The organism is Pseudomonas jinjuensis, from assembly GCF_900103845.1.
In the GTDB taxonomy this organism is placed as follows: Bacteria; Pseudomonadota; Gammaproteobacteria; order Pseudomonadales; family Pseudomonadaceae; genus Pseudomonas; species Pseudomonas jinjuensis.
Window position 1 is genome coordinate 1 of sequence record NZ_FNIJ01000005.1, and the last position, 24,648, is coordinate 24,648.

At 66.8% G+C, this 24,648-nt stretch carries 16 protein-coding genes and 3 tRNA genes; 6 read left to right on the forward strand and 13 right to left on the reverse strand.

Features of this window, described 5'->3' with window-relative positions:
• Positions 1 to 372: 372 nt before the first annotated feature.
• The 5 genes from BLR75_RS08260 to BLR75_RS08280 form a co-directional block, all read right to left on the reverse strand.
• Positions 373 to 2,139 (reverse strand): ShlB/FhaC/HecB family hemolysin secretion/activation protein, encoded by a 1,767-nt coding sequence (locus BLR75_RS08260; protein WP_084313222.1) that lies wholly within the window; start codon positions 2,137 to 2,139, stop codon positions 373 to 375.
• 1 nt (position 2,140) lies between these two features.
• On the reverse strand, positions 2,141 to 5,809 hold the full coding sequence (locus tag BLR75_RS08265; protein WP_084313223.1) for a two-partner secretion domain-containing protein: 3,669 nt from the start codon (positions 5,807 to 5,809) through the stop codon (positions 2,141 to 2,143).
• A 116-nt stretch (positions 5,810 to 5,925) separates the two neighbouring features.
• On the reverse strand, positions 5,926 to 7,659 hold the full coding sequence (locus BLR75_RS08270) for a response regulator (RefSeq protein ID WP_169720272.1): 1,734 nt from the start codon (positions 7,657 to 7,659) through the stop codon (positions 5,926 to 5,928).
• 348 nt (positions 7,660 to 8,007) lie between these two features.
• Positions 8,008 to 8,802 (reverse strand): carbon-nitrogen hydrolase family protein, encoded by a 795-nt coding sequence (locus BLR75_RS08275; protein WP_084313225.1) that lies wholly within the window; start codon positions 8,800 to 8,802, stop codon positions 8,008 to 8,010.
• Positions 8,803 to 8,816: 14 nt separating this feature from the next.
• Complete coding sequence (locus tag BLR75_RS08280) at positions 8,817 to 10,499, reverse strand: flavin monoamine oxidase family protein (RefSeq protein ID WP_084313226.1); 1,683 nt, start codon at positions 10,497 to 10,499, stop codon at positions 8,817 to 8,819.
• 233 nt (positions 10,500 to 10,732) lie between these two features.
• Here BLR75_RS08280 and BLR75_RS08285 point away from each other — a divergent pair, with 233 nt between their 5' ends.
• Entirely contained in the window at positions 10,733 to 11,161 is a 429-nt protein-coding gene (locus BLR75_RS08285; protein WP_084313227.1) for an Lrp/AsnC family transcriptional regulator, read from the forward strand.
• Positions 11,162 to 11,342: 181 nt separating this feature from the next.
• Here BLR75_RS08285 and BLR75_RS08290 read toward each other — a convergent pair whose 3' ends face one another.
• Positions 11,343 to 12,020 (reverse strand): glutathione S-transferase family protein, encoded by a 678-nt coding sequence (locus tag BLR75_RS08290; protein ID WP_084313228.1) that lies wholly within the window; start codon positions 12,018 to 12,020, stop codon positions 11,343 to 11,345.
• Positions 12,021 to 12,070: 50 nt separating this feature from the next.
• Positions 12,071 to 12,844, reverse strand: a complete 774-nt coding sequence (locus BLR75_RS08295) for a hypothetical protein (protein ID WP_084313229.1) — start codon at positions 12,842 to 12,844, stop codon at positions 12,071 to 12,073.
• Between the two features lie 218 nt (positions 12,845 to 13,062).
• On the opposite strand from BLR75_RS08295, the gene BLR75_RS08300 reads away from it, so the two are divergent.
• From BLR75_RS08300 to BLR75_RS08310, 3 genes are all read left to right on the forward strand, one after another.
• Positions 13,063 to 13,138, forward strand: a tRNA-Glu gene (locus BLR75_RS08300).
• Positions 13,139 to 13,140: 2 nt separating this feature from the next.
• Positions 13,141 to 13,216, forward strand: a tRNA-Gly gene (locus tag BLR75_RS08305).
• 80 nt (positions 13,217 to 13,296) lie between these two features.
• Positions 13,297 to 13,372 (forward strand) — tRNA-Gly (locus BLR75_RS08310).
• A gap of 176 nt (positions 13,373 to 13,548) precedes the next feature.
• On the opposite strand, the gene BLR75_RS08315 is transcribed toward BLR75_RS08310, so the two are convergent.
• The 6 genes from BLR75_RS08315 to csiR form a co-directional block, all read right to left on the reverse strand.
• Positions 13,549 to 14,505: an AraC-like ligand-binding domain-containing protein gene (locus BLR75_RS08315; RefSeq protein WP_084313230.1), complete on the reverse strand. Its 957-nt coding sequence runs from the start codon at positions 14,503 to 14,505 to the stop codon at positions 13,549 to 13,551.
• Between the two features lie 146 nt (positions 14,506 to 14,651).
• Positions 14,652 to 16,736 (reverse strand): caprolactamase subunit alpha, encoded by a 2,085-nt coding sequence (capA, locus tag BLR75_RS08320; RefSeq protein ID WP_084313231.1) that lies wholly within the window; start codon positions 16,734 to 16,736, stop codon positions 14,652 to 14,654.
• Between the two features lie 13 nt (positions 16,737 to 16,749).
• On the reverse strand, positions 16,750 to 18,495 hold the full coding sequence (gene capB / locus BLR75_RS08325; protein ID WP_084313232.1) for a caprolactamase subunit beta: 1,746 nt from the start codon (positions 18,493 to 18,495) through the stop codon (positions 16,750 to 16,752).
• A 152-nt stretch (positions 18,496 to 18,647) separates the two neighbouring features.
• Complete coding sequence (locus tag BLR75_RS08330) at positions 18,648 to 19,823, reverse strand: porin (protein ID WP_084313233.1); 1,176 nt, start codon at positions 19,821 to 19,823, stop codon at positions 18,648 to 18,650.
• Positions 19,824 to 19,888: 65 nt separating this feature from the next.
• Positions 19,889 to 21,217, reverse strand: coding sequence for a purine-cytosine permease family protein (locus BLR75_RS08335; RefSeq protein ID WP_084313234.1), 1,329 nt, complete (start codon positions 21,215 to 21,217; stop codon positions 19,889 to 19,891).
• Between the two features lie 157 nt (positions 21,218 to 21,374).
• Complete coding sequence (csiR, locus tag BLR75_RS08340; protein ID WP_174688572.1) at positions 21,375 to 22,076, reverse strand: DNA-binding transcriptional regulator CsiR; 702 nt, start codon at positions 22,074 to 22,076, stop codon at positions 21,375 to 21,377.
• 194 nt (positions 22,077 to 22,270) lie between these two features.
• Here csiR and glaH point away from each other — a divergent pair, with 194 nt between their 5' ends.
• Positions 22,271 to 23,248, forward strand: coding sequence for a glutarate dioxygenase GlaH (glaH, locus tag BLR75_RS08345; RefSeq protein WP_084313236.1), 978 nt, complete (start codon positions 22,271 to 22,273; stop codon positions 23,246 to 23,248).
• Positions 23,249 to 23,370: 122 nt separating this feature from the next.
• Positions 23,371 to 24,624 (forward strand): L-2-hydroxyglutarate oxidase, encoded by a 1,254-nt coding sequence (gene lhgO / locus BLR75_RS08350; RefSeq protein ID WP_084313237.1) that lies wholly within the window; start codon positions 23,371 to 23,373, stop codon positions 24,622 to 24,624.
• Positions 24,625 to 24,648: the final 24 nt, after the last annotated feature.

The window sequence follows — 24,648 nt, forward strand, 5'->3', positions numbered from 1 at the left end:
CCCAACCCCCGTCGTCCTCGCGAACGCGGGGATCCAATGGGCCGTGTAGGAGCGGGCCATGCCCGCGAATCGCGCGCATGGCGCGCTTCTACCGGTCGGGGTACGGCTCTGTTTTCGTAGGAGCCAGCTTGCTGGCGATCAATTGGTTTCCCTGTGCACAGCGTTGCCGGCTGATACCTCGGATCGCCAGCAAGCTGGCTCCTACAGGTTCGGTGTGCTGCGGGGATGAGGGTGGATGGCGCTTTTCCATCCACCATTGCGGGGCCGCATGCGCGGCCATGGTGGATCGATGGAGCGTGATCCACCCTACAGTCCGTGCCGTGCGTATAGCGAGTGCCGAAACCTGTAGGAGCGGGCCATCGTGCGTCCTTTTCAGAACAGCTTCAGCACGTTCAGGTACAGCCGCGGCGCCTTGCCGTTGTCGTTGTCCAGCTCTTCGGCGGAGACCTTGCGGGTGAGCGGGAAGGCCACTTCCGGCGAGATGTAGAAGTCCTGCAGCACCTCGAAGTGAATGCCCAGGCCTGCCGACGACAGGCTCTCCGAGCCGGTGTAGTCGGGGTCGTTGTTCCACACCTTGCCGACGTCCCAGAAGCCGTAGTACTGCGTGGGCACCGGATGGTCGGCGATTTCGTGGTGGCGGTTGTACTGCAGCTCCACCTTGCCGGCCAGGCCGTTGTCGCCGGCGATCTCCGAGGGGTCGTAGCCGCGGCCGAACTGGCTGCCGCCGACGCCGAACTGTTCCGGGGTGAGCAGGGCGTTGCCGAACGCCGTCTGCCCGGTGAATGCCAGGTAAAGGTTCAGGCCGTCGGTGATGACGCTCAGGTCCTGGATGCGCTGGGCGTCGAACTGCACCTTGACGAAGTCGGTCTCGCCGCCGAAGCGCGAAGGGTTGAGACGGTCCTCGTCGCTCGCGCCCATGATGCCGAGGCCCTTGCTCAGCTCCGCCTTGAACAGGTTGGCGCCGCCGTAGCGGTCGGTGAAGTCGTAGGCGGCGCCCAGGCGGATGGCGCGGATGCGGTCGTCGCTGGAGGGCGGCAGGTCCGGGTTGTCGAGGTATTCGGACTTGCCGTTGAACCAGGTGAAGGCCGCCGACGTCCTGAAGTTCTCGTCGCGGCTGCGAATCCACGGGTGGATGACGCGTACCGCGAAGGTGTCGCCATTGCTGTTGGCGTTGAGGAAGCTCAGGGTGTCGGCGTTGCCGTCGTTGTGCTGGGCGAGGACGCTCAGCACGGTTCCGTCGTCGCGGATGGGCAGCTCGTACTGGCCTTCGTAGAACGACATCTTGTCGCCTTCCAGCGAACGGCCGTAGCGGATCGCCAGATGGTCGCCGAGATCGAAGGGGTCGTTCAGGCCGACGCCGCCGTACATCTGCCACGGGCCGAAGTAGCGGCTGTCGCGGTTGTCGATGCCGACGAAGCCTTCCCAGCGGCGCTGCTGGTTGTCGATGGCGAGATCGGTGCCGGCCTTGCCCTGCGAAGCCACCAGGGTGCCGCGCGTCTCGTTGCCGGAGATGTCGTTCATCAGCAGCAGGTTGCGCTCCAGGGTCTCGCCCTTGAGCGGGACTTCCTTGCGGATGTTCTCGGCATAGCGCTCCATCGCCCGGTTGCTCGGGCCGTTGATGGTGACCTGGTTGACCTGGCCTTCGATGACCCGCAGGTGCAGCACGCCGTTGTCCAGGCGCTGCACCGGGACGAAGGTGCGCACCAGCACGAAGCCGGCCTTGCGGTAGCGCTGGGTGATCCGCTCGGCCACGGCGTTGACTTCCGCCAGGCTGACCTTGCGGCCTTCCAGGGTCGCCAGCAGCGGCTGGAAGGTGTGCGGCGGATAGCTGGTGGCGCCGTCGAGAATCACCTTGTTCACGTGGAAGGTGGCGCCCGCCGGAGCGGTCATCGTCGGCGGGGTCTCCTCCTGCAGCAGCGGCTGGGCGGACGATGCCGCACCGGGCTGCGCCTGGAGAGTGCCGGGTATTTCCGTGGGCGATACGCGCCGGCCGCTGGCGTCCGGCGTTTCCACGCGGCCGGGGTTGAGCGTCGTCAGCGGCGAGGCCAGGGCGCTGCCGGCCGGCAGGGTCAGGGCAGCGAGGCCGGCGCAGATGGCGGCAGCCAGTGTCTTGTGCAGGAAAGCGGGGGACTTTTTCATTTCATTTGCCTCCCTCGGTCTTCTTCCCGAGGTCGCGCGGAATCACGCTGCGGTTCCAGTCGGGCAGCTGGAAGCGGCCCTCCCTGAGCAGGCCGTTGGCGTAGTTGATGAGGTCCGTCTTGTCGGGCAACTGCTCCTCGGGCGAGCCGTAGGCGCGCGGCTTGCAGACCAGCTGCACGCTGTAGGTGCGCACTATCGCGGGGGTCGCGGTGTGGCTGGCCGATACCGACTGCGGCGACTCGATGGGCGAGCAGCGTTCGCTGGTCGCACCCTGGGTGAGGGCGGGGATGGCCTGCCAGGCTTGCGGGGCCGGAATCGGACCGGGGGTGGGGCCTGGATCAGGGATCGGACCGGGGTTCGGGTTGGGACCTGGGTCAGGGATCGGGCCGGGATTCGGATTGGGACCCGGATCGGGGTTGGGACCGGGATTCGGATCAGGAGTCGGGTCGGGTGCGACCGGTCCGTCGATGCGCAGGTTGCCGTCGATGAAGGTCACGGTGTAGTTGGCGCTGACCAGCCGCGTGCCGTCCTTCTCGAAGATCCGGTAGTTGCCGGCGGCTTCGCCGGGATCGCGATCCAGGGTGAAGGCGCGCTCGTCATCGGCGAACTTCCAGCCCTGGGCCTGGTAGGTGAGGGCGGGGTCCTGCTGGCCGACCTGCTTGGCCTTGTTGTCGACGGTGACTACCAGCGGCGCCGGATCGATGGTGAGCGTGGCGTCGCCGAAGCTCACGTCATAGCGTCGGGAGATGTGGCTATCGGAGCCGACGCTGTGGTTGTTGGCGATGGTGTAGGTGCCGACGTCGCTGGTCGGCGTCGCCGTGGTCGTGGCGGGGCCGGCGGTGATGTCGCTGCGGCCGAGCTGGCCGTCGACGAACTTGTCGACGTCGCGCACGGCCTGCGCGGCGGAGTTCAGCGTTTCAGCCGAATGATCCAGTTGCGGATTGGCCTCGCCGTAGGTGCGGCGCTTGTCGTTGGCATCGATCGCCAGCGTCGCCTTGTCGCTGCTGATCTGCACGCCGTCGGCGGCGGTCACGGAGTTGAAGTAGTGCGCAATGGCCGTTTCGTGCAGCGGGCCGACGGCGGGCTGCCCGTCGACGGTACCGAACCAGCCGGTCTGGTCCACGAACAGCCATCCCAGAACCGCCTCGATGCCGGTGGTTTTTCCGGGCAGGGAGAACACCACCTGCTGGGTATGGTCGGTCGCCTGGTTGTGCTGGATTTCCGCGTCGTTCTGCGCACCGTGGATGTCCCAGCCGATCACGCCCCAGCCGTCGTTCAGATTGCCGGCGAAGTCCGAAACCGCGAGGGTGCCGCCGTTGGCGTTGATCAGGAAGCCGGTCGGTACCGAATTCTGAACCTGGCCGTTGAGGGTGATCCTGGTGAGGCCGTCGCGCGAGCCATCCGGTTCGAGCTTCCACTGGTTCCCAGCCTTGTCCGTGAAGCTCAGGCCATGGACGAGGTAGTCGGAACTGTCCAGGTAGTTGAGCATGTCCTCCTGGCTGATCGGCATCCAGCCACCTTTTCCGTCCGGCCGCACGTAGCGGGACGCCTCGAACAGCACGGCATCGAATTCCTCGCCGTTGTAGCTCAGGTTGAATGTGCTGTATGGGCTGCCGGGGCCTGCGGCGCTATCGGCGACGATCTGCTGGCTGCCGAGATAGACCATCTGCCGCGCCCGCACTTCGCCGAGCGATTCGGCGTTGTACGGCGATTGCACGGTGGACGTCTGGTCGACCGTGCCGCTGGCGTTGGTCTGGGAGAAGCGGAACTTGCCGTTGGTGGCGCGGCCGGCGATGACGCGGGTGGAGTTCAGCGCGCTGTCGAGCTTGACGCCGCCGCCCCAGGCCGCGGTCTGGTCGGCGATCACTGCGGTATTGGCGTCCTGGAGCACCGACGCGCTACCGCTGGTCTTCAGCCAGGCGATGCCCTTGCCGAGGTCGATGATCGCGCGCCTGTTCCAGGCGCCCGTGCTGGTGTCGCCGGGGGCTCCGTCGATCAGGCGGATGTCGCCGGTCGCGGAGATGAACAGGTTGCCGTCCCGCAGCAGGATCGGCGCCGTGATGTGCACCGAACCGCTGTCGCTGGTCGGGTCCATGCCTTCCACGTAGCTGGAGAAGGGTGCCACCGTGCCGTTGGCGATCAGCGCCAGGGTATAGGGCTTGTTGCTGCTGCCATCCTTGCCGACGAGGGCGGCGACGATCGGCGCGTCGATGTTGATGCGGTTGCTCGCCAGGAGCTGCACGTTGCCGGTCTTCAGGCCTTCGGCGATGGCCTGGTTGGAGATGGTCCAGGCGTTGCCGGAGCCGGTGGCATTTCCGTTCGTGTCGAGGCCGGCATTGGTGGTCGTATCCACCACGCTGATGGTGTCCGGGTCCAGCAGCCAGGTGCCGCCGGTCTTGCCGCCGCTGGTGTCGACCCTGGCGTCGGCGGTGACCTGCAGCTGCCTGCCGGAAGTCTCGACCACGCCGCCTTTCTCGCCGCCTTTCGCGCTGGCATTGCCGGCGAAGCGGGTCTGGCCGGTGGACCAGGCGACCACGGTGCCGCCATCGGTCTTGCCATCGGCCTTGAGCTGCGCACCTTTCCCCACTGTGGTGGTTTTCGCCTGCTGCTCGCTGCCCTTGCCCTGGAAGTTGCCGCCGACCAGTACCCGGCCGCCCTTGTCCCGGGTGCCGGAGGCGTCGAGCTTCGCGCTGCCGGCGACGCTGACGTCGTCGCCCAGCACCTTGATGCTGCCGCCTTCGCTGCCCTTGGCCGACAGCGTGCCGCTGACGCGGGTGTGCTCGGCATTGCCGAGCACGATGGCGCCGCCCTGTTCGCTGACCGAGTCGGCGACCACCGAGCCGCCGACGCTGACCACCGACTCCAGGTGCCTGGCCGCGCGCTGGGCGCTCATCGCCACCACGCCGTTGCCCACGTCGATCTGGCCGTCGTTGTGGACGCCGCCCTTGACGTTCGGATCGACGGATTCCTTCTCGCCGGGCGTGCCGTCCACGGCCACGCTGATCAGGCCGTCGCCGTGGAAGTCGAGCGTGGCCTTCGGACCGGTCGCCAGGTGCACCTGGCCCTTGCGCGCCTGGATGACGCCGGCGTTCTCCACCTGCGCGCCGAGCAGCGCCACCAGGCCGTGATCCTCGACGTTGATCCGGCCCTCGTTGCGCACCTTGCCGGACAGCTGGAGATGCAGCTTGCCGGTGTCCCTGAATTCCTGGAGCTGTTCGTCGGTGATGCGGCCGGCCGCAGCCGTGAGCGCCGCGGTGGAGACCTTCGAGTCGGGGCCGAACCAGATGCCGTTGGGGTTGAGCAGGATCAGCTTGCCGTTGGACGTCAGCATGCCGTAGATCTTCGACGGATCGGTGCCGGTGACACGGTTCAGCACCACCGAGGTGCCGTCGGGCTGGGTGAAGCGCACGGTGTTGTCCGGGCCGATGCTGAAGCTCTTCCAGTCGATGGTGGCGCGACGCTGGTTGGTCATCACCTCCATGCTCTTGCCGTCCGGGGAAATGCTGATCGACCCGGGTACGACGGACTGCACTTGCGGCAGGTCGGCGGCGCTGGCCAGCGGCATGACACCTGCCGCTGCGGCGGCGATGGCCAGCCAGAGCAGGTTGCGTCTGATGAAGCCGCCATGGGGCGTGCGGCAGGGGAAATCGGAGTGGGATTGGGTGGTCATTGGATTGCCTCCGGGACGGCGAAGCCGTATGGGAGGCAATGCTCGGGGAGAGCGTCTGACCGAACGATCAGATAATTAGGAAGTTTCTGTAGTGCGATTCCTACAGCGTAATGGCGTCACGGGGACTGGAGCGCCTGGGCGAGACGCAGCACGACCCGGATGGTCTGGCGTCCGTCATCCCATTCGCACAAGGTCAGGCTTCCGTTCATCAGCCTGGCCAGCCGCCCGGAAAGTGCCAGCGCCAGGTCCGACTGGTCCGGCCAGGGCTCGTGGAAGACTCCGCCTGGCATGGGCTCGTCACCGATCTCCAGGCACCAGTGCTGTTCCGTATGCAGGGTCTGCTGCAGCTGCCAGCCCATGTGCTGGGCCGAACCGGCATGTGTCTCGATGTAATGCAGCAGTGCGAGCAGCATCTGCCGATAGCGCTGGACATCGACCCAGGCCATGGCACCGCGTCCGGCGCCGTTGACGCTGACCGGCAGCGAGCCGCGTTCGCGGCGCTTCCGGTTGCATTCGTCGACGATCTTCCCGCTGAGTTCTCCGAGTTCGGCCACGCGGGGCACCAGCATCAGGCTGCCGCGCTCGATGCGGACGATGTCCAGCAGCGTGTCCAGGAACAGCTGTATTTCCATGAGATAGCGGCGCACCTCGTCGAGGCTGGCGGCATGCTGCGCCGGGACTTCGAGCTGCCGGACGAGGTGCAGGGCTGCCTCCACCTTGCGCAGCAGGGCTTCGCCGGAATCATTGAGGAACAGCGTGCGGTTTCGTCTCACGGCGATCAGGTTCTGCCTGGAATCGGACAGGGCTGCCAGTTCCGTGTCGTGGTCGGTGATATCGACGGACGAGCAGAGCATGCCGAGCATGGCGCCTGCCTCGTCCCGATAGGGCACGCCCCAGGCGCGGAGCACCGTGCGCTTGCCGTTCAACTGGAATTCGATTTCGGCGTCGTAAGGCTGCTCCCGCGACACCGCGTCGAGGTAGCGCTGGTGCAGGCGTGACGCTTCCCGTGGGTCGAGGCCCGGAATGTCCGGGAGTGTCGTGCCTATAGCGGAATCGCCGGTGAGGCCATGGACCTCCTGGAATTTCCGGTTGCACGCCAGCAGGACACCATCCTTGTCGCGCAGGGATACCGGCATCGGCATGGCATCGAACAGCTGGCGGAACAGGTCGTGACAGGATTCCTGCCGGCCTTGTCCCGCAGCGGCGCCGCCGCCCGCCATGGGCTTGAGCAGGCCGTTGCGCCAGGCGAATTCCACCAGTTCGGCCAGGGAGCCGACATTCAGCTTCTGATGCAGGCGGGCCTTGTAGGTGCTGACGGTGCGATCGTTGAGCGCCAGGTCGTCGGCGATCTGCCGGTTGCTCCAGCCATTGGCCAGGTAGCGCAGCACCGTCAGCTCGCGGGGCGACAGGCTGCCGAGCTGGTCGCCTTCGGAACGCAGGTCGAGCCCTGGCGCCACGGTGCCCAGGGTGCGTTCGGGGAAGAAGCGATGACCACGGAGCAGGGCGCGGATGGCGTCCTTGAGAATCTCCACGTCCGCCTGCTTGGCGACGAAGCCGGAGCAGCCGGCCTGCAGGCAAAGGCTGGCGTAGTGTTCGTTGCTCCTGCCGGTATAGATCAGCACCGGCACGGCATTGCCTTCGTGGCGCAGCTGGCGGGCGACCTCCAGGCCGCCCAGGCGCGGCAGGGTGAGGTCGAGGATGAGCAGCGCGGGGGCCTCGCGCTGGCTGTGCAGCAGGGCGTCACGTCCGTTGTCGAATTCGACGACTACCCGGTGGCCGTCTTCCTCCAGGCAATGGCGCAGCGCCTGGCGGACCAGCGGGTATTCGTCGGCGATGATGACGTCGGCCATCTCCCGGCCTCCTTGGTGGGCTTCCCGATCCCAGCATAGAAGCTCGGGCTGGAGCCGTGGGGCATGGGGCCTGCGTGGCTGCTCATGGCCCGCTTGACGGCATACCTGTAGGAGCCAGCTTGCTGGCGATCCGGACTTGCCGGCGACCACCGAGCCGCCGATTGGCATGGATGATCGCCAGCAAGCTGGCTCCTACGAAGAGCAGCGTCTCGGCGTGGCATGCGGGGCAGGTGCAACCCACCGATGGTTCGCGAGCAAGCTGAGCTCCTACAAGGGTGGCATCCAGCGTGGATCGGGCACCGGACGCTCCTGCGTCCCGCAGCCCTGTAGGGCGGGTGCAACCCGCCTTCACTGAGGCCGGCGATACAGCTCCGGCCGCAGCAGGTCGAGATAGCGGAACGCCTCCCGTGTCCGCTCCACGCGAGCGCGGTCGAGATCGGCGACCAGCAGCTGTTCGGGCTGGCTGCCCAGCGCCAGTACCTCGCCGTCCGGCGCGACGATGCTGCTCAGGCCGCAGTAGTCGATCCCGCCTTCCTTGCCGTGGAAGTTGGCGTAGGCGAGGAACACCTGGTTCTCGTAGGCGCGGGCGCGCACCACCACTTCGGCGACGAACTCGTACGGGCGCATGTTGGCGGTCGGCACCAGCACCAGGTCGGCGCCGGCGGCGGCCAGGCTGCGCACGGTCTCGGGGAATTCGACGTCGAAGCAGATCAGCAGGCCGATGCGCCAGCCGTCCAGCTCGAACACCGCCGGCGGCTGGTCGGAGGCGCTGAACTGGCTGCGGTCCAGCTCGCCGTAGAGGTGGGTCTTGCGGTAGTTGGCGCGCTGGCTGCCAGTGCGATCGATCAGTTGCACGGAGTTGTAGATCGCACCGTCTTCGCCACGCTCCGGATAGCCGTAGAGAATCCCGATGCCGATTTCCCGGGCGAGCAGGGCGACCGCGTCGGCGGTCGCTCCGTCGGCCGGTTCGGCCAGGGCGGCTACCCGCGCGGCGCCGATGTTGTAGCCGCTGGCGAACATCTCCGGGCAGACCAGCAGGTCCGCCCCCTGTTCCGCTGCCTGGTGGGCGGCCTGTTCCAGTCGCCGCAGGTTGCCGGTGACATCGTTCGGTAATGGCGGACATTGGAACAGGGCCAGGCGCATGGGGTGGTTCTCCTTCAGTCGGGCAGCACGATGGGGCCGAGTTCGGCGAAGCGGTCGCCCGGGCCGGGGTTCTGCGGATGGGAGGTGCCGCCGAAGTGCTTCATGATGCCCCATACGGCGTTCAGCGAGGTCTGCACCGCGCCTTCCACCCAGGCCGGGGTCCAGGACACGTCGTCGCCGGCGATGAAGATGCCGCGCTGTTCGGCGGGCATGTCGTCCTGCATGAAGTGGGCGTACATGCGCTGGTTGTAGCGATAGTGGCCCGGCAGCGCGCCCTTGAAGGCGCCGAGGAAGTGCGGGTCGGCCTCCCAGGACACGGTGATCGGGTTGCCGATGACGTGGCCGGCGATGTCCACCTTCGGGTAGACCTTCTTCAGCGCGTCGAGGGCCAGTTGCACGCGCTTCTCTACCGGATGCGGCAGCATCTTCATGGCGTCGCTCATCCATGAGTAGGACAGGCAGATCACCCCCGGCTTGTCGTCGCCGTTGTCGAACAGGTAGGTGCCACGGGTCAGGCGGTCGGTGAGGGTCATGCTCATCAGGTCGCGGCCGGTCTGCGGGTCCTTGTCCTTCCAGAACGGCCGGTCGACCATGACGAAGGTCTTCGACGACTGCATGTAGCGGGTGCGGTCCAGGGCCATCCACATCTTCTGCGAGAACAGCGATTCCTCGCATTCGATCTGGGTGGTCAGCAGCCAGGTCTGGCAGGTCGCGAGGACCGCGGCGTAGTGGCGGGTGTCGCCCCAGTAGTCGGTCACGGCGAAGCGGCCGTCGGCGTCGCGGGCGATCTTCTTCACCCCCGGGCGCGGCGCGCCGTTGTGCAGCGCGGCGAGGGAAGTGCCGGCCGGCCAGTGCGCGCATTGCTCCGGCACGTGGTTCCAGATGCCGCGCGGCACCTGCTCGACGCCGCCGACGACGAGATGCTGGTTGTCGTCGCAGTTGGTCATCACCACGCGGAAGATTTCCAGCATGGAGTTGGGGAAGTCGGAGTCCCAGCCGCCGGTGCCGAAGCCGACCTGGCCGAAGATCTCGCGGTGCTGGAAGCTCAGCCTGGAGAACGCCTTCGAGCTGGCGACGAAGTCGTAGAAGGTGCGGTCGTCCCACTTCGGCACCAGTTCGTCCCACAGCGCCTTGAGCTTGACCGTGTCGCGCTCGCGGATGGCGTCCTGGACTTCGCCGAAGCGCGCGCCGTCTTCCAGCGCGTCGGCCCAGGCCTGGGCGACTTCGCGGAAGATTTCCGGCAGGTCGTCGAGCTTCTCGGCGTAGTGGCTGACGCCTTCCAGGTCCACCACGGTGCTGCCCGAGGCCGGGGTCAGCGGGTTGGGGAAGGGCCTGGTTTCCAGGCCGAGCATGTCGACGTAGTGGTAGAAGGCCGTGCTCGATACCGGGAAGCGCATGCCGCCCAGCTCGGCGATGATGCCCTCGGCGCCTTCGAAGGGCTCGGAGCGCAGGCGGCCGCCCATCTTCGACGCTTCGTAGACCACCGGCTTGAGGCCCAGCTTCATCAGTTCGTAGGCGGCCACCAGGCCGGAGATGCCGGCGCCGACGATGGCCACTTCGGAACCGTGGGCGGATGGCGGAATGCTGCCTAGGCCGGCCGGGTGTTCGATCCAGTCGTCGAAGGGGAAGGGGAAGTCCGGGCCGAAGATGGTGACGGGCTTCTTGCCGTGGCTGTCGGGATGGCGATTCTTCTTCATTGGATTCTCCCAGCTGGATGGGCGCCGGTCCGGGCTTTCAAGCATCGTCCAGGGCGCAAGGCTTTGCATGGTCGCCCGGCGCAACCGGCGTGCGGGCCGATGGACGGGCAGGGAGCCGCAAGGAGCGGCTCAATGTCGGGCCACACTATTCCAGAGGGCTTCGTTGAAATGAATCCGCGAATCTGTCATATGGACGAGTAATTTCTTACAGATTGATCAGAGAGTTCTGCAAAATGACGAAAAGCGCCGACGCGGCCCTGCTGAACCTGCTGCGCGCCAACGCCCGCGAGTCGGTATCGGAGCTGGCGCGCAGGCTCGGGGTGTCGCGTTCCACGGTGCAGAGCCGGATCGAGCGCCTGGAGCAGCAGGGCATCATCAGCGGTTATTCGATCAGGGTCTCGGACAGCTACGCGCAGTCGCTGGTGCGCGCCCATGTGCTGGTGACCGCGCTGCCCAAGCTGTCGCACCAGGTGGTGCAGGCGCTGGAGAAGATCCCCGAGGTGAAGACCCTGCATTCGGTGAGCGGCAACTTCGACATGATCGTGATCGTCGAGGCGCTGTCGATCCGCGACCTGGATGCGCTGCTGGATCGCATCGGCGCGCTGGACGGGGTGGAGCGGACGATGTCGTCGATCATCCTGTCGACGCGGATCGATCGGTGAGGGGAAACGTCATGCCGCTGCAGGAGCGGGCCATGCCCGCGATTTCATCGACGCGGGAGCGTCGAGGGCGGCATTCCCACGCAGGAGCGTGGGAACGATAAGGGTGGTGACGTTGTAGGAGCGGGCCATGCCCGCGACCCGGTCATGCCTGTCGCGGGCATGGCCCGCTCCTACAGGTTCCTCAGGCCCGGGCGCTGGCCGCCCTGGCCGTCATCTTCTCGATGATCTTCTGCTCGCCTTCGAGGATTTCCTGCAGGGTAGGGCGCGCCACCACGCGCTGCACCAGCGCCGCCAGGCCCGGCCAGCGGCTGGCGTCGACGTTCTCGCCGCCGTGGCGCATGTTGACCAGCTGGGTGACCAGGGCGATGTCCGCCAGGCTGAAGCGGTTGCCGACCAGGTAGTCCTGGCCATCCAGGCTGCGCTCCAGATAGTCGAAGTGGCGCGGCAGCTTTTCCTGCAGCGCGCTGGCGACCGCGGTTTCATCGCATTCCTTGCCCATCAGCGGCTTGAGCAGACGGTTGCGGAATACGGTGAAGGTCGACAGCGGGGCGACCTCGTAGTCGGCGTACTTCTCCAGCCAGCGCACCCGCGCGCGGGATACGGCGTCTTCGCCGCACAGCGGGGCGAGCTCCGGATTGCGTTCCTCGAGGTAGTGGCAGATCACACTGGAATCGGCCAGCACCAGCTCGCCATCCTTCAGCGCCGGAATGCGTCCCAGAGGGTTGAGTTCCAGATACCACTCCGGCGGAGTGAACGGCTGGACGTTCTCCAACTGGTAGTCCAGGCCCTTTTCGGCGAGGAAAAGGCGGACCTTGCGGACAAAGGGCGACAGCGCGGCACCGAAAACGGTAATGCTCATCGAGGGGCTCCTGGTTTGGAGGTGGCCGGGGGAATCGGGATTTCGACGCTTCAATCGTCGTAAAGGTTCTTCTTCTTCCACAGATCGTCCTCGTCGAGGGCGCGCAGCCCGTCGGTCAGGACGCTGTCTTCTTCCGTGGTCGGCCGGGCGCTTTCCAGCACCATGGCGTTGGCGCGTTCGAGCTGCTGCTGGAGCTGCTGCAACTGGGCCTGGTAATGGCCGACCTCGGCCTGCTTGCCGAGATACTGCACGCCGCGCTCGAACGCCAGCCGTGCCTGGCGCGGCTGGCCCTGCTGCAGCGCCTGGTGGCCGAGATTACCGAAGAATTCGATGTGCAGCAGCGTCAGCAGGTGGCGGATTTCCCGCTGCCAGTGCTGCAACTCGTTGCCGGGCAGCTGGCCTTCCTGGGAGAAGCGGCCGAGCTGGGTATGCAGCGCCTCCAGCAGGAAGCGCACCGCCTTGGCCCGGGTCTCGCTGAGAACCGGCTGCGGAGCGTTCTTCACCGCAATGGAGTCGCCCTGGGCGACCAGCGCCTTCAGTTCGGCGATGCGCTCCGCGAGCTGGGCGTTGTCCTTGTCCAGCGCCAGCAGGCGTTCGCCGAGGTTCAGTTCGAAGCGGCCGAGCAGCAGCTTGAGTGCGGGCGACATGAACTGGCCGGGCAGCGTTTCGGATATTTCTGAGCAGCGCCGTGAGCGGTCGAGGAGGTCGGCCTTCTGGCGGGCCTGTTCCAGCTTGCGGTTCTCGACCAGATGATTGACGTAGCCGATGGCGATCAGGATGGCGATGCCGATGACTACCAGAGCGGTAATGAGGAGGGGCGACACCGTGGCAGGCTCCCGGACGACTTTTTTCAGCGAGTGTAATGTCTTGCTGCCATCGCTGATAGCGCCAGCTCACTTTTTGTTCAGAAGTCTTTGATTTAAAAAAATTTTTCTGGAAGGGTTGACGACCTTTCGGCGGCTCCCTAGAATGCGCGCCATTCCGACGCAATGCTGAACGCAAGCGTAGGAATCTGGAAAGTCTGTTGTAAGTTCCAGGCCGCGTCCCCTTCGTCTAGTGGCCTAGGACACCGCCCTTTCACGGCGGTAACAGGGGTTCGAGTCCCCTAGGGGACGCCAATGCGGGAATAGCTCAGTTGGTAGAGCACGACCTTGCCAAGGTCGGGGTCGCGAGTTCGAGTCTCGTTTCCCGCTCCAAATTCTCGGTCAGCGCCACTGGCGATGGCTGAAAAGAAATGGCGTCAACATCCGCGAAAGCGGATGCGCAACAAGTCGATGCGGGAATAGCTCAGTTGGTAGAGCACGACCTTGCCAAGGTCGGGGTCGCGAGTTCGAGTCTCGTTTCCCGCTCCAAATAGTGATCTGTGGATTTCGACTGGAATCTGCAGATCATTCAGAAAAGGGCCGAAAGGCCCTTTTTTCGTTCCGGCGCCGTCTGCCGGAATCCATAACTGCCCCCTGAATCTCCGCCTTATCCGACGTCCACAGGCACTCCGTCTGTTCGGGCGCGCATCCCTGCGCCGGTGCCCTCAATGCGGGCGGACGGCGCGGACCTCGCGGGCGGTGCAGCCGAAGTGCTGGCGGAAGGCGCGGGTGAACTGGGCCTGGTCGGCGAAACCCCAGCGGAACGCCAGTTCGCCGATGGACAGGTGGCAGTGCGGGTCGCGCAGCTGGCGGTGCACCGCCTCCAGGCGCTGCTGGCGCACCCATTCGCCGAGGGTGTAGGGCGTGGTGGAGAACAGCTTGTGCAGGTAGCGCAGCGACAGGCCACAGGCGCTGGCGATGGATTGCGGCGAGAGTTCGGGGTCGCCGAGGTTCTGCCGCACGTACTGCTCGACGCGCGTCAGGTGCAGGGTGCCGAGGTTGGAGCCTTCGCTGCCGAGCACACGCTCGTCCTGTTGCAGCGCCAGCAGCAGGGTCGACATCGCCTGCTCCAGCAGCAGATGGCGGGCGGCGCTCGGGCAGGTTTCGAAGTGCCGCGCGCAGAGGTCCAGCTGCTCGACGAAGATGCGCCCCAGGCCCTGGGTGGCGTCGAAGCAGTAGCGGGTGTAGCGCTCGTGGCCGCGCAGGTGGCCCTTGAGGGCGCGCTCGGGCAGCTTGAGCACCCAGAGGTCGTTCTCCGCGCCGTAGTGGAAGCGATAGGGCGCGTCGCCCCGTTCGACGATGAAGCCGCCGGGGCCGCAGCTCAGCTGGCGGCCGTCCTGCTCGAAATGCACGTCGGTGCGGCTCGGCACGGTGACCAGATAGAAGGCGTCGTGGTCCTGGCCGATCTGCGCCTTGCTGCGCGAATAGCCGAGCTGGCTGGAGCGCAGGCGCGAAAGGCTGACCGGCGTGCTGGGCGTGCTCCAGCGCTGCAGGTGGCCATCGAAGGGCTGATCGGCGGCGAATTCGAGGCTCAGCGCGAAGTAGGTGTCGCTGATGGCCTCGGCCCAGCGCGCCTGGCGTTCGGGCTGTGCCCAGCTGTGGGTCGATAGTTCTGTGGGCATGGTTCGTCCTTTTTCAAAGAGGCAGCATTGAAAAAAGGAACTGCAAGCAAGCTACTCAAGCAGCTCTTGTTATTGTGCAAACAGCCCGGCAGCGCGAGGCTGCCGGGCTGGTATCACGCCGATGATCGACGTCCGCCAGCGCCAGATCAAGCGCCGCGTGTCACCCGGTAGGTGGCCGACGGCTCCAGGGTGGCCTTCCAGCCCGGGGGCACCACGATATTGGTGGTGTCTTCCTCGATCACGCAGGGGCCCTGTACGGACTGCCCCGGCAGCAGGCGGTTGCCGTTGAACACCGGGGTGGACTGCCAGTCGCCGTCGGCGCTGAAGAGCATCGGGCGCAGGCTGTCCGGCGTCGCCGCCGGCGGCTCGGCCGGGCCTTGCAGCTCCGGCTGCGGCGGGCGCGGCAGGTGGCCGATCACCGAGCATTCCAGGTTGACCAGTTCCACCGGGCTGTCCGGCTCGCTGTAGGAGTAGAGGGTCTGGTGGCGCCCGTGGAAGGACTCGATCAGCTCGGCCAGCCCGGCGGCATCCAGTTCGTGGCGCGCCAGCTCCACGCTGCACTCGTGGATCTGCCCCAGGTAGCGCATTTCCAGGGTGTAGTGGCAGCTGCTGGCCTGGTCGCCGAAGCCGTCCTCGCGCAGGTTCGCCAGGCCCTGCTGGCGCAGGTCGGCGAGGGCGCGGTTGAGTCGCGGCAGGTCCACGTGCTCCGCGTCCAGGCGCATCGACAGGCTGGTGAGCTGGTCGTAGCGCACGTCCGAGAGGATCTGGCCGAAGGCGCACAGGCCCGAGGCCACCTTGGGAATCAGCACGGTCTGCATGCCGATCTCCTCGGCCAGGCGCACCACGTGCATGCCCGCCGCGCCGCCGGCGCCGATCAGGGCGAAGTCGCGCGGGTCGTGGCCGCGTTCGATGGACACGCGGCGGATGCCGTTGACCATGTTCAGGTTGACCAGGGTGGTGATGCCGAAGGCCGCGCGCTCGACGCTGATGCCCAGCGGGTCGGCGATCCTGCTGCGGATGGCGTCCAGCGCGGCCTGGCGGTTCAGGCGGATGCTGCCGCCGAGCAGCGCGCCATCGGGCAGGTAGCCCAGGGCCAGGTTGGCGTCGGTCACGGTCGGTTCGGTGCCGCCCTTGCTGTAGCACACCGGCCCCGGCTTGGCGCCGGCGCTGCGCGGACCGACCTGGAGCATGCCGAACTCGTCGAGGTGGGCGATGGAGCCGCCGCCGGCGCCGAGGGTTTCCACCTGGATCATCGGCACGCCGATGCGCTGGCGGAGGAAGTCCACGTCCTTGCTGAAGTTGGTGCGGCCGGCGTTGGTCAGGGTGATGTCGAAGGAGGTGCCGCCCATGTCCACGGTGATGACGTTGTCGATGCCGAAGGGACGGGCCACCGACAGGCCGGCCTGGGGCGCCGAGGCCGGGCCGGAGTTGATCGCGTTCACCGCGCGCTCGCGCATCAGGTGGCCCGGCGCCAGGCCGCCGTTGGACTGGAAGTAGCGCACCGGCTGCTGCGCGCCGAGTTCCTCGAAGAGCGCGTCGATGCGCTTCACGTAGCGCGCCATCACCGGGCTCAGGTAGGCGTTGACCACCGTCGTGGAGGTGCGGGTGTATTCGCGGATCTGCGGGAACACCTCGTAGCCGGTGCAGACGAACACGCCGGGCAGGGCGGCGCGCACCAGTTCGGCGGCGCGCTTCTCGTGGCTGGGGTTGCGCACCGACCAGACGAAGGAGATGGCGACCGCCTCCACGCCCTCGGCGCGGAAGTACTCGATGGCCTGGTGCACGGCGCGTTCGTCCAGCGGGCTGTGCTCGCGGCCGTCGCCGAGGATGCGGCCGCCGATGGGGCGGCGCAGGTGACGCGGCACCAGCATGTGCGCCGGCGGGTAGTGGGCGTCGTAGCGGTAGCCTTCTTCCTTGTGGCCGAGGCGGATTTCCAGGCTGTCCTCGTGGCCCTCGGTGCAGAGCAGGCCGACCTTGACGCCGGTGCGCTCGATCAGCGCGTTGAGGGCGACGGTGGTGCCGTTGATGCACAGGTCGCTGCTGGCGATCACCTCGGCCGGGGTGCGGCCGGTGGCGTCGGCGATCTGCGCCAGGCCGGCGCGGATGGCCAGGGTGCCGTCCTGCGGGGTGGAGGGGGCCTTGAACAGCTGCACGCCGCCGTCACGGTCGGCCAGGATGAAGTCGGTGAAGGTGCCGCCGGCGTCGATGCCCAGGCGATATTGGTTGCGCATGTCGGATCTCCGGTCAGAACTGGCCGCGGGCGGCGCGGGTGGCGGTTTCGTCGAGGTGGCCTGCGGCGTCGAGGATCACGCCGTACTCCAGGGCCGCGCCCTGGGGCGAGACCAGGCCGTTGCGGACGTCCTGCAGGACCGCGGCGACGGGGCGGCGCAGCGGGTCGCCGTAACCGCCACCACCGGGGTTGATGTTGATGATCCGCTCGCCGGGCTGGATGCTGAGCATCGGGTTCTGGGTGTAGTGGTCTTCCTCGCCGTCGGCGTGACGGTGGATCAGGCGGCCGAGCTTGGGCTCCACCAGCGCATTGCGCGCCCCGGCGGCGCCGGCGGTGGGCAACTGGCGGCCTTCGCCGAAGCCGACCACGGTCATGGCGTGCTCCAGCGGCTCGATCTCCAGACGGGTCCCGGAGCCGCCGCGGAATTCGCCGGCGCCGCCGCTGTCGGCCATCAGGCTGTAGCGGTGGATCAGCACCGGGTAGGCGTGTTCCAGCAGCTCGATGTCGCCGCTCATCAGCGCGCCGAAGCAGCACAGCGGGCCGCAGGCGTGCCAGCCGTCCATCACCTTGTTGGCGCCGGCGCCGGCGATGATCGAGGCCAGCACCATGGTGACGTACTCGCTGTTGCCGTTGCGCGGATCGTGGCCGGCGATGTTGATGCCGCTGGCGTGGCCCCAGGAGGCGGTGACCCGCTGCGGCGAGGCCTGCTCCAGGGCCAGGCGCACGGCGTCGGCCAGGGTTTCCATCGGCGTGGTGGTGCAGTTGACGTGGGGCGCCGGTTCCTCGGCGTTGCACAGGGTGCCCCTGGGGCCCACGTCGACGGTCACGCAGCGGTACAGGCCCTCGTTATAGGGTGGGGCGACCTGGGCGAACATCATCAGGCCGAGATAGACGCCGGAGACCGAGTTGCCCTCGTAGGAGTTGATGAAATAGGGCACCTGGGGCGGGCTCTCGATGCGGATGTGCGCCTCGTCGCCACGGATTTCCACGTGGGCGGTGATGGCCAGCTCGCCCAGCCCGTGGCCGGAGTCTTCCAGCACGGCGGTGCCGCTGTAGCGGCCGTCCGGCACGTCCCGCAGCAGGGCGCGCATGTGCCGGTCGGCCATGTTCTTCAGCTCGGCGATGCAGGCGCGCACCTGCTCCACGCCGTACTTGTCGAGCAGGTCCAGCAAGTGGCGCTCGCCGACCTTGCAGGCGCCGTACTGGGCGTTGAGATCGCCCTCCTGGTAGGGGCGGGCGCGCATGTTGGTGAGCATGAAGTTGATCACGTCCTCGCGGCGCTTGCCCTTTTCCCACAGCTTGACCGGCGGGATGCGCAGGCCTTCGGCGTAGATCTCCCTGGCATCGGGGTTGTAGCCGGCCGGCACCGGGCCGCCGACGTCGGTGAGGTGGCCCTTGCACACGGTCCAGAAGACCAGCTCGCCCTTGTAGAACACCGGCTTGTACATGCAGCAGTCGAGGATGTGGCTGCCCTTGTAGGCCGGGTCGTTGTGATAGATCACGTCGCCTTCGGCGATGTCGTCGCCGAAGAATCCGGCCACGCACTTCATCGCGGGAATCAGCGAGCCCAGGTGGATCGGGATGTCCTGGCCCTGCAGGATCATCTCCGGAAGATGGTCGAACAGGGAGTTGGAATAGTCATGGGCCAGGTTGAACACACTGGAACGGCCGGTCTTTTCCAGGGTCAGGGTCATCTCGCGCTGCGCTGTCTCCAGCGCGCCCCGGACAACCGCAAGGGTGATCGGATCAACTGTTTTCATAGGTCACCAACGTTTCTTCTTGTGCTTCGGGTGGAGCCGCCTGCGGCGGCCCGTGGTGGAAAGGCTACGGCCGGGACGGGGTGGCTGGCTTGTCGCTGGGTGTACCCCTTGTTGCGTTTGGGCGCACTCGGCGGAGCGCGCCCCCGCCGGGGTCAGAAGTAGTAGCCGATGTTGCTGTACAGCTGGTTCTCCCACTGGTCGGTGCCGCCCGCGCCCAGGCTCTGGGTGTAGCTGCTGCCGCCGATGTACGGGTCGTTCTTGCCGTGCAGCCACTCAAGGGCGATCCACAGCGGCCCGAGGGTGAAGGAGCTGCCGGCGATGAAGCGCTGGGAGTCCTGGAAGTCGCGCTCGTCCTTGTCGAACAGGCTGTAGTTGGCATACAGCCTGATGCCCGACAGCCAGCCGTACTGCCCCGGCACGCTGTAACTGAGGTCGGCCACGTAGAGGTTGCCCTTGGCCGCCACGTTGAAGGTGCCGTCGAAGCTGCCGAAGCTCACCAGGCGGTCGTCGCCGGGGTTCTCCGGGGTCATCCGCTGGCGCGCGGCCTGAAGCTGGACGCCCCAGGGGCCGTGCTGCGCGGTGGCGTGCAGGGCGGCGGCGACGCGCTGGCCGTCGCGGTGGGTGTCCTGGTTCTCCAGGGTGGAGGCGAGCAGGGAGGCGCCCACCTCGCCGCTCCAGCCGTCGGCCTGGTAGGCCCGCGCGACGCGGCCGACGAGGATGTCCTGCTCGTGGTTGTCGCTGCCGTCCAGCACATAGTCGTCGGCGCTGGCCACGCTGGTGCCGTAGGTGCGGCCGCCCCGGCTGGTGCCCCGGCCCTGTTCCGCCGGGATCGGGTAGTAGGCCGCCTGCAGGTCCCAGTCGCCGCGTCTGGCCAGGTACTTGAAGCCGATGTCCTGGGTGTCTTCCAGGCCGATCACGTTACCCAGGGTCTCGAAGAAGGTACTGCCGAAGTAGGGCGCCAGGCCGAAGGGCACGGCGGTCTGGCCCACCTGCAGCTGTTGCTCCGGGGTGAAGCGGTAGCCGATCCAGGCGTATTCGGCGAAGGCGATGTCGCCCACCCTGTCGGTGTACTCGTAGGGATAGGCGTCGCCGTAGAAGCGGTACTTGGCGGCGGCGATCCAGCTGTCCGAGTGGTAGTCGGCGGTAAGGAAGAAGGTGTCGAAGCTGAACTTGGAGATGTCCCGGTCGGGGTCGTAGTCCAGCCGGCCGCGGATGGCGCCACCGAGGTCGAGGTTGTCGGTGATCTCCACGGCGGCGGCGGGCTGGGCCAGGCCGAGGGCGAGCAGGGTTGCGCAAAACGAGGTAAGCCGAGTGCATTGCGGGTGCATGAGCCGCTCCGGTGTTCTTGTTGTTGTGGTGAGGTGAGGAGGCCGCCCGGGTGGGCGGCAGGGGATCAGCCCAGGTCGCCCTGGGGCTGGCCGCGGCGCAGCAGCAGGGGCGCCGCGAGGTAGCCGAGGAAGGCGGTGATGAAGGCGGCCGGTGCCGAAGCGGTCGCCAGGGTGGCGTCGCCGGACAGGTGCAGGCCGATGCCCACCGCCGCCGACAGCAGCCAGGCCAGCAGGCCCCGGGCGCGGAACGCGGGCAGGCCCTCCAGCCGGTAGCGGGCGCCGCGGGAACCCAGCAGGTGGGCGAGGGTGATGGCGACCCAGCCGACGATGAACAGGCTCTGGTAGGCCAGCGCCTGGAGGATGTAGCTGAACACGTCGAACAGCATCAGCAGGTAGACCACCACGCCGGTCAGCAGCGCCCAGGCCACGTAGGGCACCTTCGCCAGGCCCAGATGGGCGCAGAAGGCCTGGAGGTTGGTGGCGGCGAGGAAGAAATTGCCGGTGTTGATGCGGGTCTGGCTGATCCACACGAAGAGCAGGCCGCCCAGGCCCATGAGCTGGATGATCGCCAGCACCACCGAGACTTCGGAGAGGCCGCCTTCGGTGGGGATGGTGGCGGCGAGGAAGATGCCGACCAGGCCGTTGAGCAGGAAGGCCACGGTATAGAAGGGCATGCCGAAGTTGATCCGCGCGTGGTAGCGGCTGTCTTCCTGCTTGCCGAAGCGGGCGTAGTCCCAGGTGTACATCATCAGCACCCAGACGCCCATGAAGTAGGTGAAGCAGTTCCACCAGCCGTTCGGCACCGGGCCGCCTTCGGGGGCCAGGGCCAGCCAGGCCGGGGAGTAGCCGTACTCGTCGATGGCCATGACCACGGCGGCGACCAGTCCGGCCAGGTAGAAGGGCAGCAGCACGCCGTTGAGCTTGTCGAGCCAGCGCATGGCGTTGCCGAAGATCAGCAGCACGCTGTAGACCACCACGACGAGGAACGCCGCGTGCAGCTCGAAGCCCGGCAGGTAGTGATGCAGCGCCACCGCCATCACCGAGCCTTCGAAGACGCTGTAGTAGATCGCCGTGGCGCTGAAGATCAGCGTCGCCAGCGCGGCGCCGGTGCGGCCGAACAGTACCTGGGAGAACTGTGCGACGGACAGCCCGCTGGCGATGGCATGGCGGGCGATGATGGCGTTGATGACGCCGTAGCTGACCACCGACAGCACCAGGCCGATCAGCGCGTTCAGCGTGCCGTAGCCCATCGCCAGGGCGGCGGCGACCACCAGGTAGAACATCGCGCTGCAGATGCCCCACCAGGCCATGGTGAGGGAGCCGCGGCTTAGCCGATGCGCCTCCGGGACCGGTTGTTCAGGGGTTGATTGGGAGTTGGAAAGTGCTCCAGCCATGACCGTTATCCTTCTTGTTGTGGGGTGAGGGGCTCCAGAACAGTAAGGAAACGCGGCGAACCGGGATTGGCGTTTGGCGCACGTGTTTTTGCGTTTGAGTGTACATCGGTCGTGATCGGCGCCGATCACGACGGGACTGCAGGGCTTTGGACCGGGGTTATCGCGTGCCCTGGCCGATGCCTTCGGCGTGCATGATCTCGGCGATGATCGGAACGGGGGTCATCAGGTGCGTGCGCATCATTTCGCTTGCGCGCCTGGCGTCGCGGGCGAGGATCGCGTCGACCAGCGCCGCGTGCTCCTGACGCTTGAGCTCCAGGGCCTGTTCGGAGAATACCGTCTGCGTCAGCCACAGGTGGCGATAGCGCTCGGCCTGGTCGAACAGGTAGGTGCGCGCCTGCAGCAGGTGCTTGGAGCCGCAACCGGAGGCGATGGCGGTGTGGAAGGCCTTGTGGCGCTCGTCCCAGACATCCAGGCGCTGCTCGCGGGTCTTCACCTCCACCACCTTGGCCAGGGTATGGGAGCTGGCGAGCACCGAGGCTTCCCAGGCGTCGTCGCCGCGCTCGATGGCCAGGCTGACGATCATTGCCTCCAGGTTGGCGCGGGCATCGTAGATGTCCCTCATCTCGTCCAGCGACATGGATGCGACGCGATAGCCCTTCTGGCTGATGGCGACCACCAGGTGCTCGGCGACCAGTTGCGAGAGGGCCTCGCGCAGCGGCCCCACGCCGAGGTCGTAGCGCTCCTTCAGGGCGCTCATCAGCAGCTTCTCACCCGGCTTGAAAACGCCGCGGATGATGTCCTTCTTGAGCCGCTCATACCCGCTGAAGGCCGAGTTCTGACGAGGGGCGAGTGCTTCCAAATCCAGCTCCTGTGGGGTTTTGCCCCGGATCATACCCAAATGTCGGATAGACGAAAAACAATAGACAAGGCTGTGTTTTGTTGTCGTTTTATAAAAATGTAGACATTTTTAGTTTATGGCGATATTTTCCCTCCTGCCCGCCTGATCCAGGTCAATGCCGGACGGCGCCAACCCACCTTTGCCAGGACACCGCCATGAACGCCTTCACCTCCATCCAGGACCTCGTCATGCCCCTGCCGCTGGAAACCCGCGGCTACTCGGTAGCGCCTTCGGCGCAGTCGCCGCGCCTGCTCGAGCTGACCTTCGCCCGCGAAACCGTGGAGGCGTTCGTCGAGGCGGTGGCGCAGTGGCCGGTGCAGGCGCTGGAGTACAAGTCGTTCCTGCGTTTCCGCCTCGCCCAGATCCTCGACGAGCTGTGCGAAGGCACCCTGCGCCCGGTGCTGCTGAACACCATCCTCGACCGCGCCAGCGGCGGCATGCTGGTCAAGCCCGAAGGCCTGGATGACGTGGCCCGGGCCGAGGACATGGTGAAGTTCTCCACCGCCGTGGCGCACCTGATCGGCCGCTCCAACTACGACGCCATGAGCGGCCAGTTCTATGCCCGCTTCGTGGTGGTCAACAGCGACAACTCCGACAGCTACCTGCGCCAGCCGCACCGCGTCATGGAGCTGCACAACGACGGCACCTTCGTAAATCAGATCACCGACTACGTGCTGATGATGAAGATCGAAGAGAAGAACATGGAGGGTGGCAATTCCCTGCTGCTGCACCTGGACGACTGGAGCGAGCTGGACGAGTTCTACCGCCACCCGCTGGCCCGCCGCGAGATGCGCTGGACCGCGCCGCCGAGCAAGAAGGTCAGCGAGGATGTGTTCCACTCGGTGTTCGACTGCGACGCCGAAGGTCGCCCGACCATGCGCTACATCGACCAGTTCGTGCAGCCGAAGGACTTCGAGGAAGGCATCTGGCTGAACGCCCTGTCCGAGTCCCTGGAAACCAGCCCGGCCAAGCTCTCGGTGCCGGTGCCGCAGGGCTGCTTCCTGCTGATCAACAACCTGTTCTGGCTGCACGGCCGCGACCGCTTCACCCCGCACGAGGGCCTGCGCCGCGAGCTGATGCGCCAACGCGGCTACATCGCCTACCAGAAGCCGCTGTACCAGCGCGGCCAGTAAGTCCCCGGCGTCACCCTTCCCACGGGAGCGAGCCTGCTCGCGAAGGTCCGCGCACGGCCTTCGCCTGCCGGCCCGCTCCTGTGGGGCTTCTTCAGCTGAGCCAGTGCGCGAGGTAATTGGCTGTGTACGATTTCATCATCATCGGCGGCGGCATCGTCGGCATGTCCACCGCGATGCAACTCACCCAGGTCTACCCGGACGCGAAGATCCTCCTGCTGGAGAAGGAATCCGGCCCGGCGCGCCACCAGACCGGGCACAACAGCGGCGTGATCCACGCCGGCGTCTACTACACCCCCGGCAGCCTCAAGGCGAAGTTCTGCCTGGCCGGCAACAAGGCCACCAAGGCCTTCTGCGACAGGCACGGCATCCGCTACGACGAGTGCGGCAAGCTGCTGGTGGCCACCAGCGAGCTGGAGATGGAGCGCATGAAGGCGCTCTGGGAACGCACCGCCGCCAACGGCCTGGAGCGCTACTGGCTGAGCGCCGGCGAGCTGCGCGAGCGCGAGCCGAACATCGTCGGCATGGGCGGCATCTTCGTGCCCTCCAGCGGCATCGTCAGCTACGCCGAAGTCACCGCCGCCATGGGCCGCGAGTTCCAGGCCGCCGGTGGCGAGATCCGCTACGGCGCCGAAGTCGTCGGCCTGGACGAGCGCGCCGAGGAAGTGCTGGTGCGCACCACCGGCAACGAATTCCGCGGCCGCTACCTGGTCACCTGCTCGGGCCTGATGGCCGACCGCATCGTGCGCATGCTGGGCCTGCAGCCGCAGTTCATCATCTGCCCGTTCCGCGGCGAGTACTACCTGCTGCCGAAACAGCACAACCAGATCGTCAACCACCTGATCTACCCGATTCCCGACCCGTCCATGCCGTTCCTCGGCGTGCACCTGACGCGGATGATCGACGGCACCGTCACCGTCGGCCCCAACGCCGTGCTGGCGATGAAGCGCGAGGGCTACCGCAAGCGCGACATCAGCCTCTCCGACATGTTCGAGACCCTGACCACCCCCGGCATCCTCAAGGTGCTGGCGAAGAACCTGCGCCCCGGCCTGACCGAGATGAAGAACTCGCTGTTCAAGGGCGGCTACCTGAAGGAAGTGCAGAAGTACTGCCCGGGCATCGTCAAGAGCGACCTCACCGAGTACCCGGCCGGCGTGCGCGCCCAGGCGGTCTCGCGCGACGGCAAGCTGATCGACGACTTCCTCTTCGTCAATACCAGGCGCAGCGTCAACGTCTGCAACGCGCCGTCGCCGGCCGCCACCTCGGCCATCCCGATCGGCGCGCACATCGTCGAGAAGGTCCGCGAACAGGTCACCGCGCTCGGTGGCAACTTCGTCAAGGCGACCACCCCGGACAACAACCTGCGGGCCGCCGGCTGAGCCGCCCGCCACCCATAACGAGGA